The organism is Microvirga tunisiensis (assembly GCF_009296175.1).
Lineage (GTDB): Bacteria > Pseudomonadota > Alphaproteobacteria > Rhizobiales > Beijerinckiaceae > Microvirga > Microvirga tunisiensis.
Genome location: NZ_VOSK01000053.1, coordinates 13558 through 31657, shown reverse-complemented (window position 1 = coordinate 31657; position 18100 = coordinate 13558). Strand labels below are relative to the sequence as shown.

The following is an 18100-nucleotide window of genomic DNA, read 5'->3' as shown; positions in this document are numbered from 1 at the left end:
TAGATCGTGTGGGTGCTGTGCGAGAATGAAGCGTCTGCTGAGGGCGAGTAGAGCATGAGCGGCCTCCGGGGTGAGGTGACCGCCTTACCTCACCAATCCGGCGGTCACTGGCCCATGAGATCTTTTTTCGGCGAACGCCGGATCAACCCGCTCACCGAACCAGGTCTCGTGCTTGCGCCAGCGCAGGCCTTCGTGGAGCAGGATCTCGTCGATGCGGCTGCGCTGCATCGCAATCCCTTTGTGCTCGTGCAGGTAGGCCGCTAATCGGTCGAGCGTCCAGGCGGCAAAGGGCAACCCGAGTGTCTGCGGCTTGCTCAGCGCACTCGCGATCACGGTGGCGGTTTGCTCGGGCGAATACGTCGGCCGGCGGCCCGAACGGGGCCGATCCTTGAGGGCTTCCAAGCCTTCCGCGTTGAAGCGGCGGATGCGCTTGCGCACGGTCTCGCCATCAAGGCCGACCCGGGCTGCAATGGCCGATGCACTCTCGCCGCAACGGGCGCGCCAGATGATTTGCGCACGCTGGACGCGGTAGGCCCGAGCGGTGCGGGAGTGGGCCAACTTTTGGACCGCTGCACATTCCGCAGGGGTCAAGTCCCGTAAGCAGACCAGTGCCATGGGTCACCTCCGCCAGCAAATCAGAAGGGACTGCCATTATACCCCTCTACCTGCCGGATGCACCACTAAGGTATGAACCAGTTCATGGACCAGCAAGCCAGCCAAAAGGGAGGTGAGCAGGCCCACCTTGAGCGCACCGAGCAGGGCAACGCCCGCGAGGACCTGCGTCGTTGTGGTGAGCCCAGGAGATTGGCTCACAGCTCGTCGGGACGGAGGCGGCTCCTTGGACGAAAGATCGCGCCCGGGAACATCGAGCATCGCACACCTTCGATGAAGTCGAAGGTCTCAATTGTGCCCACCCTTTGATGAGCTGTCGATTGAATTCGCGGCCGGCGCGGTCCGGGCCAAGCGGCTGGATCTATCAGGCAGCCCGGATGCTCCGTTCATCGTCGCAGAAGGATCATGCCTGTCGGTCGTGACCGGGGCTTCAGAGGGCGGCCCAGTGCGGTGCGGGTCGGAGGGATATCTTTGTCGATCAGGGCTGGCCTCCAGGATCGGCTTATTGGTCCTTCGGCGGCGTCAGGCCTCGATCATCGTCTGGCGCAAGGGTGGCCTCGGTTTGGGCAGGGCTCGCCAGATGAACAGCGTACAGGCCTTGCTGACAGTAAGGACGAGAGCCATGCCATAGAGGAAGATGACCGGTGAGAAACTCTCGTCCATTCGTCACCGTTCTCTCGAGGTGCGAGCCAAGATACCACCCGATCCGTCAAATCGACAGCACAGGGCCGGTGCGCCTATAGTGAGACTGGGGCGATGGAGGCAGGCGATGCTGCTGTCTCTTGCCGTTGCGCTGTTCCTTGCGGTCACTCTCGGCGTGGATGCCGCTCAGACAAAGCCGAAGACGAAGCCCAGAGCGGGCAAGATTGCCCAGATGGTCACCATCTCCGGTGAATGCACGAAGCTGACCCATGCCGGGCACCCGGTCGAGGGCTGCAAGACCATCTTGGTGAACATGAACTACAGCACGGGCGTGAGCGGGTACTGGTTCATGACCGGGAACAGCATCCTGTCCTTTGCAGGCGAGAGCGCCCGCCGGATTGAGCAAGGCTCCGGCAACGCGGTTCAGTCCATCGAGCGGGTGTTCTTGGCCGATACATCGAACATCGGCCAAGCGGACTATGCCGCGGCGGAGGCTGCGCTCGGCTTCTGCCGCTTTGGCGATGTGACCCGGAGGGGCTCGATGGTCGAGTGTGTGGCCCATACCCAGGCCGGTGTTTACGAAGGATCCTTCGTAACTGACGGAACTCCGCCGAAGCTTGACACATTCCAGATTGGTCAATAGCGGCCCAGGGCAAAACCCATCCAAGGTGAGGACATGCTGAATGTCGGGCTCCCTTGCATGAGACTTAGCGGGTGGCTTGGCGCATTTGGGACGCAGCCGCACGAACATCCTGGCCCCTGCCAGTCGTACCTCGGGACCCGGTACCCTGGAAAGCACGAGGAGCCACCATGATCACCGAGCGAGACTTCAACCTGTTGCAGGAAGCCGTGCCTGAACGCGGGGATAGAACAAGATCAGCAAATTTTGCGCTGACTCCGGCTGATTTTCTTGGCCCATGGTACAGTACGCCATGGACGATAGGCAAAGAGAGCAGGAGCCAGGTTGGTTCGTCGCCATCGGGGCGTCGGGCGGGGAGGGCCTGCGGGACATCCAGGCGCTCCTTGGCCACTTGCCCGCTGGCCTCAACGCTGTCGTTCTGATCGTGTTGCACCGTCCCATCCATCAGATCAGTCACCTGCGCGAAATCCTTGCTCGGGGCAGCAAGCTCCCGGTCCTCATTGCCGGGCAGGGCGAGTTCCTCAAGGCGAGCACCTGCTACATTGGCGAGCCGGATCATCATCTCACCGTGATGGCCAACAGCCTGGATGGCTTGGTTGACGATCCCGGTGATCAGTACCGCAACCGCAAGATCGACCTTCTCTTCCGTTCGGTGGCGCTGGAAGCGCAGGAGCGGGCGATTGGCGTTGTACTCTCGGGGCCTTGGACGACGGCTCTCGCGGATTGGAGGCGATCGACCGGGCCGGCGGACGCACGATGGTTCTCACACCTAAACCCTGGCCTGTCCTTGGAATGCCGGAGAACGCCATTGGCTTCAACGGTCCCATCGACCTGATCGGGTCGGCGCCTGAGATCGCGGCCACCATCGCCGAGGCTGTCGGCCAGCGATCTTCTCTCGTTCCCTAAAGGGACCTTCTGTGAATTTGGCCACCTGGTTGGCTCTCGGGTTCAGCGGGAAGGACGGAGCAAGTTCAAATGGCTCTTCCTGCCACGAGGCGAACGTGATCTGGATTTCCGAATTGACGACGTGAGCGGATCTTTACAAGGTCACGCTTCAAACTGTCCCTGACCCGAATGGGACCTTCCGTTGCAAGACTTGCGTGCCAACTTGAGACAAGCTGGCTACCCAAAGCGGCAGCGTCCCCCACCCAGTTAGTCCCGCGAGAATTAGCAGGCTACCCGCTCATTCTCGAGTCCTTGACCCGACGCCCTGCTGCGATACCTCAGCCCGTCTTGTCGGGGGCGGTCCGTTAGACGACTACTTCGTGATTCAGCCGATCGGCGGCCTGTGGGCCGTGGTCAGCAGCGAGATCATTCTCGCCCGCTGCCCACCTTGCCCGAAGCCATCCAGGCGGGCGTCGAGCTAGCTTCCCGAACCGCCAGCCACGGCAGGAGAGTTCAGGTGCTGGTGGACGAGCCGGTGAGGGGCCGCACCGTCATCTAGGACCAACGCGCGATGGCTTCAGCAGTATCTGAACCCTTGCGGCCAGTCCTAGAAAGTCCCAAGCAAGGAACAGCCCACAGCGTAGGAGCGTTGGAGCTTGCGATTGGACGCAGGAGGGCATCAGTGAACCGCATTATCTGGATTATCGGAGCCATCGTTGTCGTCCTTGCGATCCTGTCGTTCGTTGGGCTTCGATAACTCTCTCAGGGACACTGCTCTACATCCGAAGTCCGAGTCGGCTGAAGCTCAAAGGATCTACGGCAGCAGATACTCTTCAAACGGCAGTGCGTCGTCCGTGAGAGACTGGGTGATGGGCTGATCCGCGAGGAGAGGCGCTGTCCCTGTGCTGTCGTTCGCAATCGTGCCAGTCGTCAATTCCCGAGCGGGCACAAGATCAGCGGCTATCCATGCAAAGGTCTCGTCCTGGGTGTGACCAAGGAAGAACTCAGGTGCAAGAGATGCCTCTTCCTGCTTCTCAGAAGGTGTGACGCTGACCAGATCGGCGGGAGCGGCTGGCCCTGAGCGGAGTTCCACCAGATTACCGGTTGAGGCTTCAGCCACAGACACAGGCTGAGCGACCCCGGAAGGCGTGAAAGACGCCGGGCCCTGAAGCATCGCGAGGTCCACGGCGATGAGAGCAGCTGTTTCGGTCTCATGAGCATCCACGAAGTGCTCAGGATTGAGGAGGTCGACTTCTGCATGGACAGGAGCAGCAAAAGCTAACCCGGTGAGAAGGGCTACGGCACTGAGACGAACACTCATTGGATGGCTCCTGGGGCGGGTGAGGAGCTTGAGTGTTTCGAATGGTTGACTAACACCGGTTTAGCAGACGTGGCTAAAGAACCGTTACACGGACTCACCTCTGGTCCTCCCCGCTATCCACAGACCAGGCCCGGCAACCGTCATTGTGTCGGGCCTCTCTACAAGGCCCTTGACATCGGAATCCCTGCAGTTCCTCAGGCGTTAGCTAATAGGGGCAGAAGGTGATTGAGCTGGTTACGGAGGGAGGCGCCGTCGTCTTGGTGCGTGCCCGCTGCGAGAGGACACGAACCAGGGATTGATTTGGTATCCCGGCGACTGAGAGGCGGCCGGGAATCGACGAGGTTCACTTCTTTAGGATCGAGAGCGGGCGCAATGCGCTGGTGTCGTGCGGGCCTTAAGAATCTCGCTCGCTAAAGTGACAATGTGCCGTCAACGACATCCAGGTTGGCAGGTACGCTCTCCTCCTCTAGGCTTTCGGGGCCTGAATAGGGGAAATCGTCATGAGACTTGTTCGGATGCTTAGTGCGGCAGCCCTTACTGTCGCCACCCTGCTTGGATCATACGGGGCATCGGCCCAGACCATAAAAGTTGGCTCCAAGAACTTCACAGAACAGTTCATTGTGGCTGAGCTCTATGCAGCCGCGCTCGAGGCCACGGGGTTTAAGGTTGAGCGCAAGATAAATCTTGGCACAACGCTCATCGCGCATGAGGCCGTCAGGACCGGTGCTATCGACCTTTACCCGGAATACACCGGAACAGGGCTCAACGCGGTGATGAAGGCGGACGGGGGAGCCGATATGACCCCTGACAAAGTCTACGACAAGGTCAAGAATTACTATGAGAAGGAATTCAAGCTGACCTGGCTCAAGCCCTCGGGGGTCAACAACGGCTACGCCATGCTCGTTCGCCCGGAGACCGCGCGGGAGATGAATCTCAAAACCCTCAGTGACCTGGCCAAGGTGTCAAGCAGGCTGAAGCTTGGGGCGGGACCTGAGTTCGCCGATCGCCACGACGGTCTCAAGGGGCTGAAAGAGGTCTATGGGCTTGAGTTCGCCGAGTTCCGCCAGTTCGCTGCACTGCGCCTGCGCTACGAGGCATTAACTCAAAAGCAGATTGATGTGGCCAACGGCTTCGCGACGGATTGGCAGATCGCCGCCGGAAAGTTTACGGCGCTTGAGGACGACAAGGGCCTGTTTCCACCCTACTATCTCGCACCCGTGGTGCGCCTGGACACTGTGAACAGCAATCCGAAGATTGGCGAGACGCTTGAGCGTGTTGGTGACCTGCTGGATAACGCGATCATGCAGGAATTGAATCGTCAGGTCGAGGTCGAAAAGAAAGAGCCCCGCCAGGTCGCTTCCGAGTTCCTGAAGTCCAAAGGTGTTGTGCGCTGACGCGAGATACTGATGCGGTGCGCCCCCTTTTTGCCATCTGACAATGCCCCTTTTCGATACGGGAGGCGCTGATGTTGCAACGAAGCTTGATGCTTCCCGGCTGTCGTCCGCTGTGGCCGGAGGGTTGGCGACACGGTCACGTGCGGCGACCTGCAGGCGTCATTCGTCTCCCGCAAAAGGCGCCCGCTAGATCCTCGACACAGTGATTTTGACCGGTTGGCCTGCCGTCTCTTGTGACGGCACTTCGAAGCGGTGCGGGATCTGCAAGTGGATTGATCCCCATTGGACGGGGCCTCGGTACCAGATGCGAAGTCCGCAGCACGAGCTTGGCGGTGTCAAACCGTCAAAATCACTGTGCTAAGGATCTAGTGACGCTCAGACATCTCTTCAGGCACAATCTGACGACTTGAACAGCGGGCTCCTCCCCGCCGACCTTGCGTGACCTGGATCCTCAACAACTACGACCGCCTCTTCACGGCTCTCGGTGAGCATGTGGCTCTGGTTGGCATGGCACTTGTGCTCTCTCTGGCTGTTGCCTTTCCGCTTGGGGTCTATTCGGCGCGGCGGCCGCGCGTCTATGGGCCAGTCATGGTGATCGCTGGGGTCTTCTACACCATCCCAGCCCTTGCTCTGTTCGCTTTCTTGATCCCGTTCATGGGCCTTGGAACACGGCCAGCTGTTACGGCCCTTGTGTTATATTCGCTTGTCATCCTCATCCGGAACATTGCGACCGGAATCCGTGAGGTCCCAAGTGACATCATCGAAGCGGCGGATGGGATGGGCTATGGTCCATGGCGTCGCCTTTTCCGCATCGAGTTACCTCTCGCATCACCAGTGATCGTGGCCGGAATTCGCATCACGGCTGTCACTCAGATCTCCGTCGCAACCATTGCCGCCTACATCAGTGCGGGCGGCTTGGGGGACATCATTTTTCAGGGAATCACACAGGATTTCGGAGAGAAGGTCACGGCAGGAGCAATACTCACCTCGCTCCTGGCTGTCGTTGTCGATATAGGTCTACGTTACATTGAACGCCATCTGCGGGCGGCAATTGCGGAGCAGGCCTGATGCTGCGTGACGTGCTGACGTGGCTTGTCGGGCACCCGAAAGTCTTCGGCCAGGCGATATGGCAACACCTCACGTTATCGTGCCTGGCTCTGACGGCAGCGATCACAATCGCGCTTCCCCTGTCTTTCGTGCTCCTGCGATGGCCTAAGGCGGCAGGCGCCACCGTCGGGGCGGTAACCGTTTTGCGAGCCATCCCGAGCCTCGCGCTCCTTGCCCTCATGCTGCCTTCCCTTGGAACCGGCTTTCTGCCGTCTTTTGTGGCTCTAGCCCTCTATGGGCTGCCGGCAATTCTGATCAACTCCTATACCGGCTTACGTGGGATCGACCCCGACATCGTGGAGGCGGCACGCGGTCAGGGTCTGTCCAATCGGCAGGTCATGTGCCGAATTCAAATTCCACTGGCGCTTCCTGTGATCTTTGCCGGCATCCGCACGGCGGCAGTGCAGATTGTGTCCGCGGCAACGCTCGCCGCATTTATCGGCGGTGGCGGACTGGGTGAACTGATCACGGCTGGGGTGGGGATGCTCGACATCCCGCAACTCATCGTTGGCGGGCTCGCAGTGGCGGTGCTGGCGTTGAGCACCGAAATCGGGTTTGGGCTCGTGGAGCGTCGTATGGCTCGGGCAGGGGGCGCATGATCAGCTTGCAGGATGTGTCAAAGTGGTTTCCGCAGGCGTTATCGCCAGCCGTCGATCACCTTGACCTCCACGTGCCGGCGGGAGCGACGTGCGTGCTCCTCGGCCCCTCCGGATGCGGCAAGACCACGACCATCCGTATGGTCAACCGGCTCATCGAGCCATCAGCGGGCCGCATTCTCGTTGAGGGCGAGGATGTCACACGGATTGATCCGGTTCGTCTGCGGCGCCGCATCGGTTATGTGATCCAGCAGGTTGGTCTCTTCCCCCATATGACGGTGGCCGAGAATGTCGCGACGGTGCCGCAGCTTCTCCGCTGGTCTCCTGTTCAGATCCAGCGTCGCGTTGGCGAAATGTTGGACCTCGTGGGCCTCGATCCAGGTCAGTTCATGGACCGTTATCCGCGTCAATTGTCGGGCGGGCAGCGCCAGCGGGTCGGAGTTGCCCGAGCGCTTGCGGCCGATCCACCGGTCATGCTGATGGATGAACCGTTTGGATCGGTCGACCCGATCGTCCGCGCCCGCCTGCAGAATGAGTTTCTTACTATCCTGCAGCGGCTGAAGAAGACGGTGATCCTGGTAACTCATGATCTCGATGAGGCGATCCATATGGCTGATCTCGTTGCCGTCATGCGGGATGGCCAGCTCGTACAGTTCGGGACTCCTGACCAATTACTGGCCCGTCCGGCGGATCCTTTCGTCTCAGACTTCGTGGGCACGGAGCGGGCCCTGAAACGCTTGGCCCTGATCACGGCGGGAGAGGTTTGCGAAGCCCATACAGGTGGAACGCTCGCCGCGGATATGCCTATAATCGCGGCGTCTGCTTCCCTGCGTGAGGGGCTCTCACTCCTGCTCATGAACGGCAGTGAGGTGGTGCGCGTGGTGGATGCCGAAGGCTTGGAGGTCGGGGTCCTGACGCTCACCACGATTCGAGCGCACGCTGCCACAATCCAAGCTTAGAACCCTTTTTGATATCAAGTGAGTACTATCTGGCGGGCCTGAAGGCAGGCGATTTACCATCGACCGCACATTCACAAACGCGAGCAGGCTTCGTGCCACGCCTTTTGAGATGTTGACGTGGACCATCGGGGAGCGATCGTGTGGGGGTGGCCAGCTTCATGCCGATCCTCGCCTTAACCCAGGAGGGCCTCCATGCGATCATCTCTGATGGGAGTATTCTTTGCTCTAGCCGTAATCCCGGTGCTGGCCCAAACGTCCGAGGGCACGCCCACCCGCATCCGCGGCACCGTCGAGAGGCTCGACGGGCAGACCCTCCTGGTCAAGTCTCAGGCAGGGCAGGATGTCTCTGTGACCATGGCTCCGAACTTCACCGTCACCGGCGTGGAGAAGCGCAGCCTGTCCGAGATCAAGGCCGGCGACTCCATCGCATCAACCTCTGTCCGCGGGGCCGACGGCAAGCTGCGGGCGCTCGAGGTGCACTTCCTGCCGCCGACTGCCAACCAGGGACAGTTTCCCGCCGATCTCGCGCCCAACAGCCTGATGACGAACGCAGTGGTCGCCGGGGTCGCGGAGGCTCCACAGGGGCAGGTGTTGCGCATGACATACAAGGGCCAAGAAGCGGAGATCATCGTGACGCCGGATGTGCCTGTGGTGGCGTTCGTGCCGGGAGATATCAACCTCTTCAAGCCGGGTGCCGCCATCTTCGTCTCCGGACTGAGGAAGCCCGATGGTTCTGTCGTGGCGACCCGTGCTACCCTGGAGAAGGACGGCGTCAAGCCGCCGATGTAATCGGGACCACCAGGCCCATGTCGTCATCCTCCGACACATCTCCCGAAAGGCTCCATGCGCCCTTGCGGGAGTTCGAACTGTGTGGTTGGAGGCGCACCATCGCCGAGTTGTATGCTCTGGTTCGGGGAGCCGAACCGCTTACTGGATGGCAGCAATGGCGCTCGATCCGGGATGAATTGTTCCGTCACCATTCCCAGTCGCCGATCCTTCCTGAGCAGCGGGCCAAATTCACGGGCCTTGCTTGCTTTCCTTATGATCCCTCGCTCCGCTTTCTTGTCGAACTCGGCGAACCGCAGAGCCGGGCGACCATCACGATGGAGGTTGGAAGTGACGGCGAAGTGCGCCTTCATCCCTTCGCCCGGACCCGCGGTCTTGCACCGTACCTCGGCAATGAGCTCACTCTCTACTGGATCGGCGGCTATGGCGGCGGGGTGTTCCTGCCCTTCCGGGACGCCAGCAGCGGCCATGAGACCTTTGGCGGCGGGCGCTATCTGCTGGACACGATCAAGGGCGCGGATTTCGGCCATGCCCCGGACGGACGGCTCATCCTCGACTTCAATTTCGCGTACAATCCCTCCTGCGCGTATGCGGACCGGTGGATCTGCCCGCTGGCGCCGGCCGAGAACCGGCTGCCCAATCCTGTTCGTGCCGGTGAACGGCTCCCAGGCTGACCAGAGTCCCCGGTGGAGTAACACCGGATTGCAGTCGTAATGTTCCGCCCGTGCGCGGGAAGAGCAGGGGCAACACAGGGAGAGCACGATGCGGATCCTGACCACCGTTGCAGTTCTTGGACTACTTGTCGGCACGCCTGCCCTGAGCGCTGAGGAATGGCAGCAGCAAGTTGCCAGCGGCCTCGGCAAGCAGGGCAAGGAAATGCCCGGCGGCGTGTACCGCGTGAGCCTGCCCCGGACCGACCTTGAGGTCACGCTCGATGGCGTGGCGATCAAGCCGGCCCTGGCCCTCGGCTCCTGGCTTGCGTTCAAGCCGATGGGCAACGAGGTCATGGTCATGGGCGACCTCGTCCTGACGCAGGAGGAGATCAACCCGGTGCTGACCCGCCTGGAGCAGGGCGGGGTGGAGATCACGGCCCTACACAACCACCTCCTGCGCTCCTCGCCAGCCACGATGTACATGCACGTCCACGGCCATGGGGAGCCGAGCAAGCTGGCCACCGCCCTGCGGGAAGCCCTCAACGCGAGCAAGACGCCGTTCGGGGCCGAAACCGCCGGCATCTCACCCGAAGCGGCCACACAGGCGTCGACGACTGCGTCCACGGGGCAGTCACCCGATCTCGACACGGCTACCCTCGACCAGACGCTTGGGCGCAAGGGCAAGGTGAATGGTGGCGTGTACCAGGTCAGCGTGCCTCGGGCGGAAGCCGTCAAGGACAGCGGCATGGAGGTGCCCGAGGCCATGGGCTCGGCCATTGCCATCAACATCCAGCCGACCGGGGCCGGCAAGGCGGCGATCACCGGCGACTTCGTGCTCACCGCTAACGAGGTGAACCCGGTCATCAAGGCCCTCCAGTCGAACGGGATCGAGGTGACGGCGGTGCACAACCATATGCTCAACGACGAGCCGCGGCTGTTCTTCATGCACTTCTGGGCCAATGACGACACTGCGAAAGTCGCCAAGGGACTGCGGGCCGCTCTCGATCAGGTGAAGACCGCGAAGGACTAGGAGGGACCAATGAGAGGGATCTTCCTTCAAGTCGTTGGCACCCTCATGGGGACTGCATTCTCGACTGTGGTCACGCCACAGGGTGCACTCGCGGCCGAGTCCATGCCCCTGCACCTTGAGGCGAAGATCCCGCTCGGCAACGTCAAGGGCCGGATCGATCACATGGCCGTCGATCTCGCCCGCCATCGCCTTTTCGTGGCGGAGCTCGGCAACAACAGCGTCGCGATTGTCGATCTGAGCGCCTCTCGGGTGTCGGGTCGGATCCGCGGCCTCAAGGAGCCGCAGGGCGTCGGTTATGTCCCTTTGACCGACACCCTTTACGTCGCCAACGCGGGCGATGGATCAGTGCGGCTGTTCCGGGGGCAAGACCTGAGGGAAACCCGGGGGATCGAACTTGGCGACGACGCGGACAACATCCGCGTCGACAGCGCCGGCAACCAGGTGATCGTCGGCTATGGCAAAGGAGCCTTGGCCATCATCGATGCCAGGGGAGACCGGAAGGCCGCCGAGATTGGCCTGGATGGACATCCCGAGAGCTTCCGGCTCGAGAGCAATGGTAGCCGGATCTTCGTGAACGTTCCCGATGCGCATGCGATCGAGGTGGCCGATCGCCAGAGTGGCAAGGTAACCGCCAAGTGGTCGACCGGGCACTCGCGTGCGAATTTCCCGATGGCTCTCGACGAGGCGTCAGGGCAGGTCCTTGTGGTGTTCCGCAATCCGCCGATGCTGACCGCGTTTTCCATGAAAGACGGTGCACCTGTCGCAAACGCAGGAACGTGCGGGGATTCCGACGATGTGTTCGTGGATGCGGAGCGGCGCCGGGTCTACGTGAGCTGTGGCGAGGGCTACGTGGATGTCTTTGAGCCGGATGCTGGCACCTTCCGGCGGATAGCCCATCTGTCCACCGCTCCCGGCGCACGCACCGCGCTGTTCGTTCCCGAACTGGATCGTTTGTTCCTGGCTGTGCGGGCGAGAGACCAGAAGCCGGCCGCGATCTGGGTCTATCGGCCCGTCCCGTGAGAAAGCAGGGCCTGTGCCCGCAACAGTCCGAAAGGCAGAGGGAATTGTCCAGCGTCGCCCAGGATACCGAGCATCAAGGCAGGATTGATGAAGGACCGGCGACGGGAGCGGGGACCCGCGCGCGTGTGCGTCTTTCACCTGACATCAGGCGGGTTCTCGTGGCGCGATCCTTGAGGGCGTTCGGGGACGGCTATGTGGCGATCCTGCTGCCGGTGCACCTGTCCCGATTGGGCTATGATGCCTTCGGCATCGGCCTCATCTCGACCGCGTCATTGCTGGGGTCAGCCCTGCTGACGCTTGCGCTCGGGCTGGTGGCCTACCGCGTTCCCCGGCGTCAGGCCCTGTTGGCCGCAAGCCTCCTGATGGCCGCGACTGGCCTGGGGTTCGCTGGGATCGAAGCATTCTGGCCATTGCTTGTGATCGCCTTCGTCGGCACGCTCAATCCATCCGGCGGCGACGTCAGCGTCTTTCTGCCCCTCGAGCACACCGCCATCTCCCATGTCGTCGCTAACGAGGACCGGACGGCGGCGTTCGCCCGCTACAGTTTCGTTGGCGCTTTCTTCGGTGCTCTGGGGGCGCTCTCGGTTGGCATGGTGGACTGGCTCGCTCCGGTCATCGCACCGTCGGCCACGGTGACCGCCTTGTTCGGACTTTACGCATTCATCGGACTGCTCACGTTCTTCCTCTATCGCCATCTGTCGCCCCAGGTCGAAGCGGGCACCGACAACCCGCCGGCACCGCTCGGCCCGTCGCGGGGTATCGTCTACCGCTTGGCGGCCCTGTTCTCGGTCGACGCGTTCGGCGGCGGGCTCGTCATCAATGCCTTGCTAACGATCTGGCTCAGCGAGCGGTTCGGCCTCGGCGTCGCCACCATCGGGGCGATCTTCTTCGCCACCAGCCTGTGCTCGGCGGTCTCGTACTTCGCGGCGGTGCCGCTGGCCAAACGGTTTGGACTGATCAACACGATGGTGTTCACGCACCTGCCGTCGAGCGTCTTCCTGATCCTGACCGCGTTTGCGCCGACCATCTGGATCGCGTTCGGTCTGCTAATCCTCCGGAGCTTGCTGTCCCAGATGGATGTCCCGACCCGATCTTCCTACGTCATGGCGGTGGTCCGGCCGGAGGAGCGGCCAGCGGCGGCGAGCGTCACGGCGGTGCCCCGCAGCCTGGCGTCGGCTCTCGCGCCGCTCCTGTCCGGCTGGCTGCTGACCATGTCGCCCTTCGGTTGGCCGCTTGTTCTCGCCGGCACCCTGAAGGCGGCCTACGACCTGACGCTGCTGTGGCAGTTCTCGGCCATCAAGCCGCCTGAGGAACGCTGAGGATCCGCAGAGCGGGATTCCCGCTGGACGGTGTGGTCCAGCGGGAACATCCATCGAGTGCCGCTTCGGGTTCCTCAACCAGCTCAGATCGCCCGCATCCGAATACGCCTGTAGGCGACCTGGGACCGGGGATTGGCATCAACCTGAAGGCCGATGAAGCTGGGGGCCACGTTCGATCTCGGCAGACCCCGACCGGATCCATCGTGTTGTAGTCCCGCGCGATCTTATGAATCGGGTGCCCGAAGGCAGCGCGCGTCGGCGGCGACCTCGGTGAGCAGCCAGTCCCGGAACGTGGCGATCTTGGGCAGCATGGACGTGGCCTGCGGGCAGACGATCCAATAGCCCTTGGACAAGGGCAGCGTGACGGAGAACGGTGCCACCAGCCGCTGGTTGATCAGGTCCCACGCCGCGAGCGTGGTGCGGGCGAGCCCGACACCCTGGCCATTGATCGCCGCGTCGATCACCATGCTCGCCCGGTTCAGGACCGGGCCATGGGAGATCCCCGTCGCGGGCACCCCGGCGGCTTCGAGCCACCGCGTCCAGTCGCTGTGGTCATCGAGATGCAGCAGCGGAAACCGGAGCACGTCCGAAGGCTCGACCCGACGGTTCAATCCCGACACGAGGCCGGGGCTGCACACGGCGTGAAGCTCCTCGGAGCAGAGGCGGACGACGTCGAGGCCCGTCCAGTTGCTGTCGCCGTGGCGGACGGCGATGTCGACATCCTCCCGCGCGAAGTCGACGTGATGCATGGTTGCCGAAATCCGCAGGTCGATGTCGGGGTGCACTTCGGCGAACCGACCGAGGCGATGGATCAGCCACTTGGCGGCAAAGTCCGGTGACGTGCTGACCGTGAGAACGCCTGACCGTTGGCGTTGCGTGAGGCGCTCGGTGCCGAGCGCGATCCGGTCGAATGCATCGCGCACGACAGCGAGGTATTCGCGACCTGCCTCCGTGATCACAAGGCGCTGGCGCTCGCGGTTGAAGAGCTTGACGCCGAGCACGCTCTCCAGGGCCTTCACCTGATGGCTGACCGCCCCTTGCGTGACGCACAGCTCCTCGGCGGCCCGCGTGAAGCTCTCGTGGCGGGCGGCTGTCTCGAAGGCCTTGAGGGCATTCAACGGCGGCAGGCGGCGAAGCATCGGCCGACTTCATGAGAAAAACTAAGACAGGCTAGAGAAAGGATGCTTTGCGGGCAACCCGGATGCGGTTCAATAGAAATACTCCAATCCGGAGTTCCCATCATGTCCAGGCAAACGCTTATCGGTGCGCTCCCCTCCACGGCAGCCACGGACGGCTTCCCTTCCTTGGAGCAGAAAAACTCATCAACTCCGTGGCTGGCCCTGTCGCGGTTGATCCAGCTCTGGGCGGCCCGGCATCACCAGCGGAGCGGATTACGCGAGCTGGCCGAACAGGATGACCCTCTGCTGCGCGATATGGGCATTCCGCGGGACAAGGCCCTGATCGAGGCCGCGAAGCCCTTCTGGAAGCGGTGACCCGGTTCGCTCCTATGACAAGGCCGTCGCCGGCGCCGCGAGATCCGCGAAGCCCTGCACCAACATGATCACTCCCAGGACACCGACGAGACCGGCCGAAGCCAGTGGCAGACGCCGCAGCAGTCGGTCGGAGAAGTTGATCCGCTTCGAGGCGTGCTGAATGCCCCACGCCGCGGCGACGCCAATGGAGACCATGGTGATCACAAGTCCCAGGCTGAAGGCGGCAACCGTCCCGCTCCAAGGGTGAACTGGCCAAGCTGAAGGCAGATCAGCAGCACGGTGATCGAGGCCGGGCAGGGGATCAGGCCACCGGTGATGCCGAACAGCGCGATCTGCCATGTCGTGACCTGGCCGTTGTTGGTCGCAAGCTGGCGGGCGATCTGCTCGGCATGCTCACGCTCGTGGGCGTCCTCGTCATGCTCGGCATGGTGAGGATAGCTATGCCCGTGATCGTGCTCGGCGAACGGGAGCTTGTAGGTATGGGCGTGGTCGCCGTGCGAGAGCCGCACGTGGGCGGTGAACGCGTGCGGTTCGGGGATCTCCCCTGCGGATTCGAGGTAGCCATCCCGCTCGACGAACCGGAACCGCTCGCCTGAGCCGTCCTCGCGCTCGGTCGAGACCATCACGTCCTCGGCCCTCCAGGCGTTGCCGCTGATCGTACGCAGGCGCCAGCGGGGCGGCACGCCGTCCTCGAAGATCGAGAGCTCCACAACGCCATGGCCCGTGTCGATGGTGCGAACCTCGTCGTGATGGTGGTCATCATGATCATGGTGATGGTGACCATCGTGATGGCGCCGGAACCAGCCCAAGCTCTGGCCCGTGCGCCAGAGCATCCACGCTGCAATGCCGAGGATGATCACACCGGACGCGATCAGCAGCCAGGCCTCAAAGTGGGAGTTCAGGATTTCCTTCCCGAGCGACAGACCGAGCATCGCCACGATCCAGACGATGAGCGAATGGGAGAGGGCGGCACAGACGCCGAGCAGGATGGCCTGGCCGATGGTGCCGCGGATCGCGACGATATAGGCGGCCATCATGGTCTTGGAATGGCCGGGCTCCAGCCCGTGCAGGGCCCCGAGCAGGACGGCAAAGGGAAGGTACAGCCAGCCGTTGCCACCAGACTGAAGAAGTTGAGCAATATCAGGCATTGTTTTTGGTTTTCCAGGAATGTCTTGCGGCGGCCATTATCATTCAGCCGCCGGGAACAGGTTCATTTCAGGTAGGTGCGGACCACCTCGATGAGTTCGGCGGCACCCTTGGCCCGTTCCGCGTCCGGCTCATGCGCCGGGTCAACGACGTGGTTGCGGATATGGTCCTCCATCAGCTCCGCCGTCAGGCCGTTCACGGCCCCGCGCACGGACGCGACCAGCATGAGGACGTCAGCGCAGCCGAGCTCGGCCTCAAGCGCTCGCTCGATGGCTTCCACCTGGCCCTTGATCCGGCGCACCCGGCTGAGAAGCTTCGTCTTTTCCTTGATCGTGTGGGACATGCGGCCTCCTGACTGATGGCTTGTATCATATAGGGGGCTACCCTATGTGATGTCCACCGCAATGTTTGCCGCAGATCGAGGTAAGGCCGTGAAGAAAGACAACCCCTGCATTTCCGTGTGCGAGTTCGACGGCCGGACCGGTTGGTGCCTTGGCTGCGGACGGACGATCCCGGAGATCTGGGAATGGCGGAAGCTGACACCCTATCGGCGCACGGCCCTCCTGCGGGAGCTTCCGCGGCGGGTGAAACAGGTCAGAATGGAAGGGCAGCAACCGTCCCCGAAAGGTGGGAAGCGGCGGAACCTTCTCCCCGCAGGGTCATCATCACCGACAGCCTGAGGTGCCACCATGCTCGACGTTCTCGCCAACCGCACCTACCGCCACCTGTTCGCCGCCCAGGTCATCGCGCTCGCGGGCACAGGCCTGCTGACCGTGGCGCTGGGCCTCCTGGCCTACGAACTGGCGGGGGCGGATGCGGGCGTGGTCCTCGGCACGGCGCTCGCCATCAAAATGGTGGCTTATGTCGGCGTGGCGCCCATTGTCGGCGCCTTCGCTAACCAGCTTCCCCGCCGCGCCTTCCTGGTGTCCATGGACCTGGTGCGGGCAGCGGTCGCGCTATTGCTGCCCTTCATCACCGAGGTCTGGCAGATCTATGTTTTGATCTTCCTGCTGCAATCGGCCTCGGCGGCGTTCACGCCGACCTTCCAGGCCACCATTCCCGACGTGCTGCCGGACGAAAAGGACTACACCCGGGCGCTCTCGCTTTCACGCCTGGCCTACGATCTCGAGAGCCTGCTCAGCCCGGCCCTGGCGGCCGCCCTTCTGACCATCATCAGCTTCCATTGGCTGTTCGGCGGCACGGTAGTCGGTTTTCTCTGCTCGGCCGCCCTCGTCCTGTCCGTCCGGCTTCCGCAGCCGGTTGCCTCCGAGCAGAAAGGCGGAATCTACGACAAGACCACGCGCGGCCTGCGAATCTACCTCAAGACGCCGCGTCTGCGGGGCCTCTTGGCCCTTAACCTCTCGGTTGCGGCCGCCGGGGCCATGGTCATCGTCAACACCGTCGTGATCGTCCGCGGTGTGCTGGGCCTGCCGGAGGACGATGTCGCGGTGGCCCTGGCCTGCTTCGGCGGCGGCTCGATGGCGGCGGCACTCCTGTTGCCGCGTGTCCTCGACAAATTGCCTGACAGAGCCGTGATGCTGCCGGCGGCGACCCTGCTCGCCGTGGTGCTCCTGGCGTTTGCCGTAGCCACCTGGAGCGGGACCATCGGATGGCCGGCCCTGCTGATCACCTGGACGCTGCTGGGGATTGGCTATTCAGCCGTGCAGACCCCGACGGGACGCCTGTTGCGGCGCTCGGCCCAGGCTGAGGATCGTCCCGCCCTGTTCGCGGCTCAGTTCGCCCTCTCGCATGCCTGCTGGCTCCTGACCTACCCGCTGGCCGGCTGGCTTGGGCGTGGGGTCGGCATTGCGATGACCTTGGCCGTTCTTGGACTGGTCACCCTCATCGGCTTCGGCCTGGCGGCGTGGCTCTGGCCGGCGCACGATCCAGAGGAGATCGCGCATGCCCACCCGGACCTGCCGCCTGATCATCCGCACCTACGGGAGCATCGGGATCAAGGCCACGCCCATGCGTTCACGATCGACGACCTTCACCGACGCTGGCCGTCATCGCGGTGATCCATTGTAGGGCTTGGCATAGCGGCCGCTCGGCCGTCCGGTGTCTGAGGCTTCCTTATTGACCGGACGCATAGCGTCGGCGATCTCCGCCGCCGTCGAGTCGGGGTACCGACCCCTGACCCGTTTGAGAGTTACCGTGAAACCCTCCCCCCGCTCGATGCCTTCGGCAAGGATGCGCTTGAGGTCGTCGTGTCGGTCGGTCATGTCACGGACTCTCCCATGCTCGGACCATTTTGCTAGCCAAGCGTGCGCGGTCGCTTCAGTGGGATCACAGCATAATCCGTGTTGCCGCCGAGTGGGGATCACTTCGCGGCGAGGCAGAGGCTCGCGGCAAGGCAGCGGACAGCGAGGGGCACATCGCCTGTCTCAGGAATGCCATGATGGACGCCTAGGCCGTGCGACTTGCATCAGGCGGACCGCGTCCTAACTCAGGCTGTCCTGTTCCTTGTGTCCGTTAACCGCCAATCAACACCGCGATC

General features: G+C 62.8%; 21 protein-coding genes and 1 pseudogene. 14 read left to right on the top strand and 8 right to left on the bottom strand.

What is annotated here, in order from left to right; translation table 11 throughout:
* Positions 1 to 84: 84 nt before the first annotated feature.
* Together FS320_RS15460 and FS320_RS45175 are read right to left on the bottom strand one after the other, a co-directional pair.
* A complete protein-coding gene (locus FS320_RS15460) occupies positions 85 to 615 on the bottom strand; it encodes a helix-turn-helix domain-containing protein (RefSeq protein WP_152712741.1) in 531 nt (176 codons plus the stop codon).
* A 519-nt stretch (positions 616 to 1134) separates the two neighbouring features.
* On the bottom strand, positions 1135 to 1275 hold the full coding sequence (locus FS320_RS45175; RefSeq protein ID WP_153885308.1) for a hypothetical protein: 141 nt from the start codon (positions 1273 to 1275) through the stop codon (positions 1135 to 1137).
* A gap of 106 nt (positions 1276 to 1381) precedes the next feature.
* On the opposite strand from FS320_RS45175, the gene FS320_RS15450 reads away from it, so the two are divergent.
* Positions 1382 to 1897 carry a hypothetical protein gene (locus FS320_RS15450; protein WP_152712739.1) on the top strand — a complete coding sequence of 172 codons (516 nt, stop codon included), beginning with the start codon at positions 1382 to 1384 and terminating at the stop codon, positions 1895 to 1897.
* Between the two features lie 274 nt (positions 1898 to 2171).
* Positions 2172 to 2800 (top strand): annotated as a pseudogene (locus FS320_RS50740) (chemotaxis protein CheB).
* Positions 2801 to 3593: 793 nt separating this feature from the next.
* Here the strand turns inward: FS320_RS50740 and FS320_RS15440 are convergent.
* Positions 3594 to 4100 (bottom strand): hypothetical protein, encoded by a 507-nt coding sequence (locus FS320_RS15440; protein WP_152712738.1) that lies wholly within the window; start codon positions 4098 to 4100, stop codon positions 3594 to 3596.
* Between the two features lie 500 nt (positions 4101 to 4600).
* On the opposite strand from FS320_RS15440, the gene FS320_RS15435 reads away from it, so the two are divergent.
* The 9 genes from FS320_RS15435 (at position 4601) to FS320_RS15395 (ending at position 12964) form a co-directional block, all read left to right on the top strand.
* Positions 4601 to 5494, top strand: a complete 894-nt coding sequence (locus tag FS320_RS15435) for a glycine betaine ABC transporter substrate-binding protein (protein ID WP_152712737.1) — start codon at positions 4601 to 4603, stop codon at positions 5492 to 5494.
* Positions 5495 to 5932: 438 nt separating this feature from the next.
* A complete protein-coding gene (locus FS320_RS15430) occupies positions 5933 to 6562 on the top strand; it encodes an ABC transporter permease (RefSeq protein WP_338105367.1) in 630 nt (209 codons plus the stop codon).
* Entirely contained in the window at positions 6562 to 7200 is a 639-nt protein-coding gene (locus FS320_RS15425) for an ABC transporter permease (protein WP_152712736.1), read from the top strand. Before FS320_RS15430 ends, FS320_RS15425 begins: the two co-directional genes overlap by 1 nt.
* Positions 7197 to 8156 (top strand): ABC transporter ATP-binding protein, encoded by a 960-nt coding sequence (locus tag FS320_RS15420; protein WP_152712735.1) that lies wholly within the window; start codon positions 7197 to 7199, stop codon positions 8154 to 8156. The genes FS320_RS15425 and FS320_RS15420 overlap by 4 nt, the downstream gene beginning before the upstream one ends.
* Before the next feature lie 192 nt (positions 8157 to 8348).
* A complete protein-coding gene (locus tag FS320_RS15415; protein ID WP_152712734.1) occupies positions 8349 to 8945 on the top strand; it encodes a hypothetical protein in 597 nt (198 codons plus the stop codon).
* 17 nt (positions 8946 to 8962) lie between these two features.
* Complete coding sequence (locus tag FS320_RS15410) at positions 8963 to 9616, top strand: DUF1684 domain-containing protein (protein ID WP_152712733.1); 654 nt, start codon at positions 8963 to 8965, stop codon at positions 9614 to 9616.
* Between the two features lie 88 nt (positions 9617 to 9704).
* Entirely contained in the window at positions 9705 to 10625 is a 921-nt protein-coding gene (locus tag FS320_RS15405; RefSeq protein ID WP_152712732.1) for a DUF1259 domain-containing protein, read from the top strand.
* A gap of 9 nt (positions 10626 to 10634) precedes the next feature.
* The gene (locus FS320_RS15400) at positions 10635 to 11645 is read left to right on the top strand and encodes a YncE family protein (protein ID WP_244627160.1); all 1011 of its coding nucleotides are present in this window, start codon (positions 10635 to 10637) and stop codon (positions 11643 to 11645) included.
* A 125-nt stretch (positions 11646 to 11770) separates the two neighbouring features.
* Positions 11771 to 12964 (top strand): MFS transporter, encoded by a 1194-nt coding sequence (locus FS320_RS15395; protein ID WP_162003018.1) that lies wholly within the window; start codon positions 11771 to 11773, stop codon positions 12962 to 12964.
* A 224-nt stretch (positions 12965 to 13188) separates the two neighbouring features.
* Here FS320_RS15395 and FS320_RS15390 read toward each other — a convergent pair whose 3' ends face one another.
* Positions 13189 to 14103, bottom strand: coding sequence for a transcriptional regulator GcvA (locus tag FS320_RS15390; RefSeq protein WP_152712730.1), 915 nt, complete (start codon positions 14101 to 14103; stop codon positions 13189 to 13191).
* A 102-nt stretch (positions 14104 to 14205) separates the two neighbouring features.
* On the opposite strand from FS320_RS15390, the gene FS320_RS47890 reads away from it, so the two are divergent.
* Positions 14206 to 14457, top strand: a complete 252-nt coding sequence (locus FS320_RS47890) for a DUF1127 domain-containing protein (RefSeq protein ID WP_244627159.1) — start codon at positions 14206 to 14208, stop codon at positions 14455 to 14457.
* 12 nt (positions 14458 to 14469) lie between these two features.
* Here FS320_RS47890 and FS320_RS49765 read toward each other — a convergent pair whose 3' ends face one another.
* From FS320_RS49765 to FS320_RS15375, 3 genes are all read right to left on the bottom strand, one after another.
* Positions 14470 to 14652: a hypothetical protein gene (locus FS320_RS49765; RefSeq protein ID WP_280178281.1), complete on the bottom strand. Its 183-nt coding sequence runs from the start codon at positions 14650 to 14652 to the stop codon at positions 14470 to 14472.
* Positions 14653 to 14657: 5 nt separating this feature from the next.
* Positions 14658 to 15605 carry a HoxN/HupN/NixA family nickel/cobalt transporter gene (locus FS320_RS15380; protein ID WP_280178280.1) on the bottom strand — a complete coding sequence of 316 codons (948 nt, stop codon included), beginning with the start codon at positions 15603 to 15605 and terminating at the stop codon, positions 14658 to 14660.
* A 62-nt stretch (positions 15606 to 15667) separates the two neighbouring features.
* Positions 15668 to 15946, bottom strand: coding sequence for a metal/formaldehyde-sensitive transcriptional repressor (locus FS320_RS15375; protein ID WP_152712729.1), 279 nt, complete (start codon positions 15944 to 15946; stop codon positions 15668 to 15670).
* A 49-nt stretch (positions 15947 to 15995) separates the two neighbouring features.
* On the opposite strand from FS320_RS15375, the gene FS320_RS15370 reads away from it, so the two are divergent.
* Positions 15996 to 16283 (top strand): DUF1289 domain-containing protein, encoded by a 288-nt coding sequence (locus FS320_RS15370; RefSeq protein WP_152712728.1) that lies wholly within the window; start codon positions 15996 to 15998, stop codon positions 16281 to 16283.
* A gap of 9 nt (positions 16284 to 16292) precedes the next feature.
* Positions 16293 to 17621, top strand: coding sequence for an MFS transporter (locus FS320_RS15365; protein ID WP_152712727.1), 1329 nt, complete (start codon positions 16293 to 16295; stop codon positions 17619 to 17621).
* On the opposite strand, the gene FS320_RS15360 is transcribed toward FS320_RS15365, so the two are convergent.
* A complete protein-coding gene (locus tag FS320_RS15360; protein ID WP_152712726.1) occupies positions 17610 to 17825 on the bottom strand; it encodes a hypothetical protein in 216 nt (71 codons plus the stop codon). The genes FS320_RS15365 and FS320_RS15360 overlap by 12 nt on opposite strands.
* Between the last annotated feature and the right edge of the window lie 275 nt (positions 17826 to 18100).

Excerpts from the sequence above, each read along its gene's own strand:
- FS320_RS15440 (WP_152712738.1), bottom strand. The coding sequence starts at position 4,100 with ATGAGTGTTCGTCTCAGTGCCGTAGCCCTTCTCACCGGGTTAGCTTTT.
- FS320_RS15460 (WP_152712741.1), bottom strand. The coding sequence starts at position 615 with ATGGCACTGGTCTGCTTACGGGACTTGACCCCTGCGGAATGTGCAGCG.
- FS320_RS49765 (WP_280178281.1), bottom strand. The coding sequence starts at position 14,652 with ATGGTCTCCATTGGCGTCGCCGCGGCGTGGGGCATTCAGCACGCCTCG.
- FS320_RS45175 (WP_153885308.1), bottom strand. The coding sequence starts at position 1,275 with ATGGACGAGAGTTTCTCACCGGTCATCTTCCTCTATGGCATGGCTCTC.
- FS320_RS15390 (WP_152712730.1), bottom strand. The coding sequence starts at position 14,103 with ATGCTTCGCCGCCTGCCGCCGTTGAATGCCCTCAAGGCCTTCGAGACA.
- FS320_RS15370 (WP_152712728.1), top strand. The coding sequence starts at position 15,996 with ATGTCCACCGCAATGTTTGCCGCAGATCGAGGTAAGGCCGTGAAGAAA.
- FS320_RS15365 (WP_152712727.1), top strand. The coding sequence starts at position 16,293 with ATGCTCGACGTTCTCGCCAACCGCACCTACCGCCACCTGTTCGCCGCC.
- FS320_RS15405 (WP_152712732.1), top strand. The coding sequence starts at position 9,705 with ATGCGGATCCTGACCACCGTTGCAGTTCTTGGACTACTTGTCGGCACG.
- FS320_RS15360 (WP_152712726.1), bottom strand. The coding sequence starts at position 17,825 with ATGACCGACCGACACGACGACCTCAAGCGCATCCTTGCCGAAGGCATC.
- FS320_RS15415 (WP_152712734.1), top strand. The coding sequence starts at position 8,349 with ATGCGATCATCTCTGATGGGAGTATTCTTTGCTCTAGCCGTAATCCCG.
- FS320_RS15410 (WP_152712733.1), top strand. The coding sequence starts at position 8,963 with ATGTCGTCATCCTCCGACACATCTCCCGAAAGGCTCCATGCGCCCTTG.
- FS320_RS15375 (WP_152712729.1), bottom strand. The coding sequence starts at position 15,946 with ATGTCCCACACGATCAAGGAAAAGACGAAGCTTCTCAGCCGGGTGCGC.
- FS320_RS15400 (WP_244627160.1), top strand. The coding sequence starts at position 10,635 with ATGAGAGGGATCTTCCTTCAAGTCGTTGGCACCCTCATGGGGACTGCA.
- FS320_RS47890 (WP_244627159.1), top strand. The coding sequence starts at position 14,206 with ATGTCCAGGCAAACGCTTATCGGTGCGCTCCCCTCCACGGCAGCCACG.
- FS320_RS15435 (WP_152712737.1), top strand. The coding sequence starts at position 4,601 with ATGAGACTTGTTCGGATGCTTAGTGCGGCAGCCCTTACTGTCGCCACC.
- FS320_RS15425 (WP_152712736.1), top strand. The coding sequence starts at position 6,562 with ATGCTGCGTGACGTGCTGACGTGGCTTGTCGGGCACCCGAAAGTCTTC.
- FS320_RS15420 (WP_152712735.1), top strand. The coding sequence starts at position 7,197 with ATGATCAGCTTGCAGGATGTGTCAAAGTGGTTTCCGCAGGCGTTATCG.
- FS320_RS15380 (WP_280178280.1), bottom strand. The coding sequence starts at position 15,605 with ATGCCTGATATTGCTCAACTTCTTCAGTCTGGTGGCAACGGCTGGCTG.
- FS320_RS15450 (WP_152712739.1), top strand. The coding sequence starts at position 1,382 with ATGCTGCTGTCTCTTGCCGTTGCGCTGTTCCTTGCGGTCACTCTCGGC.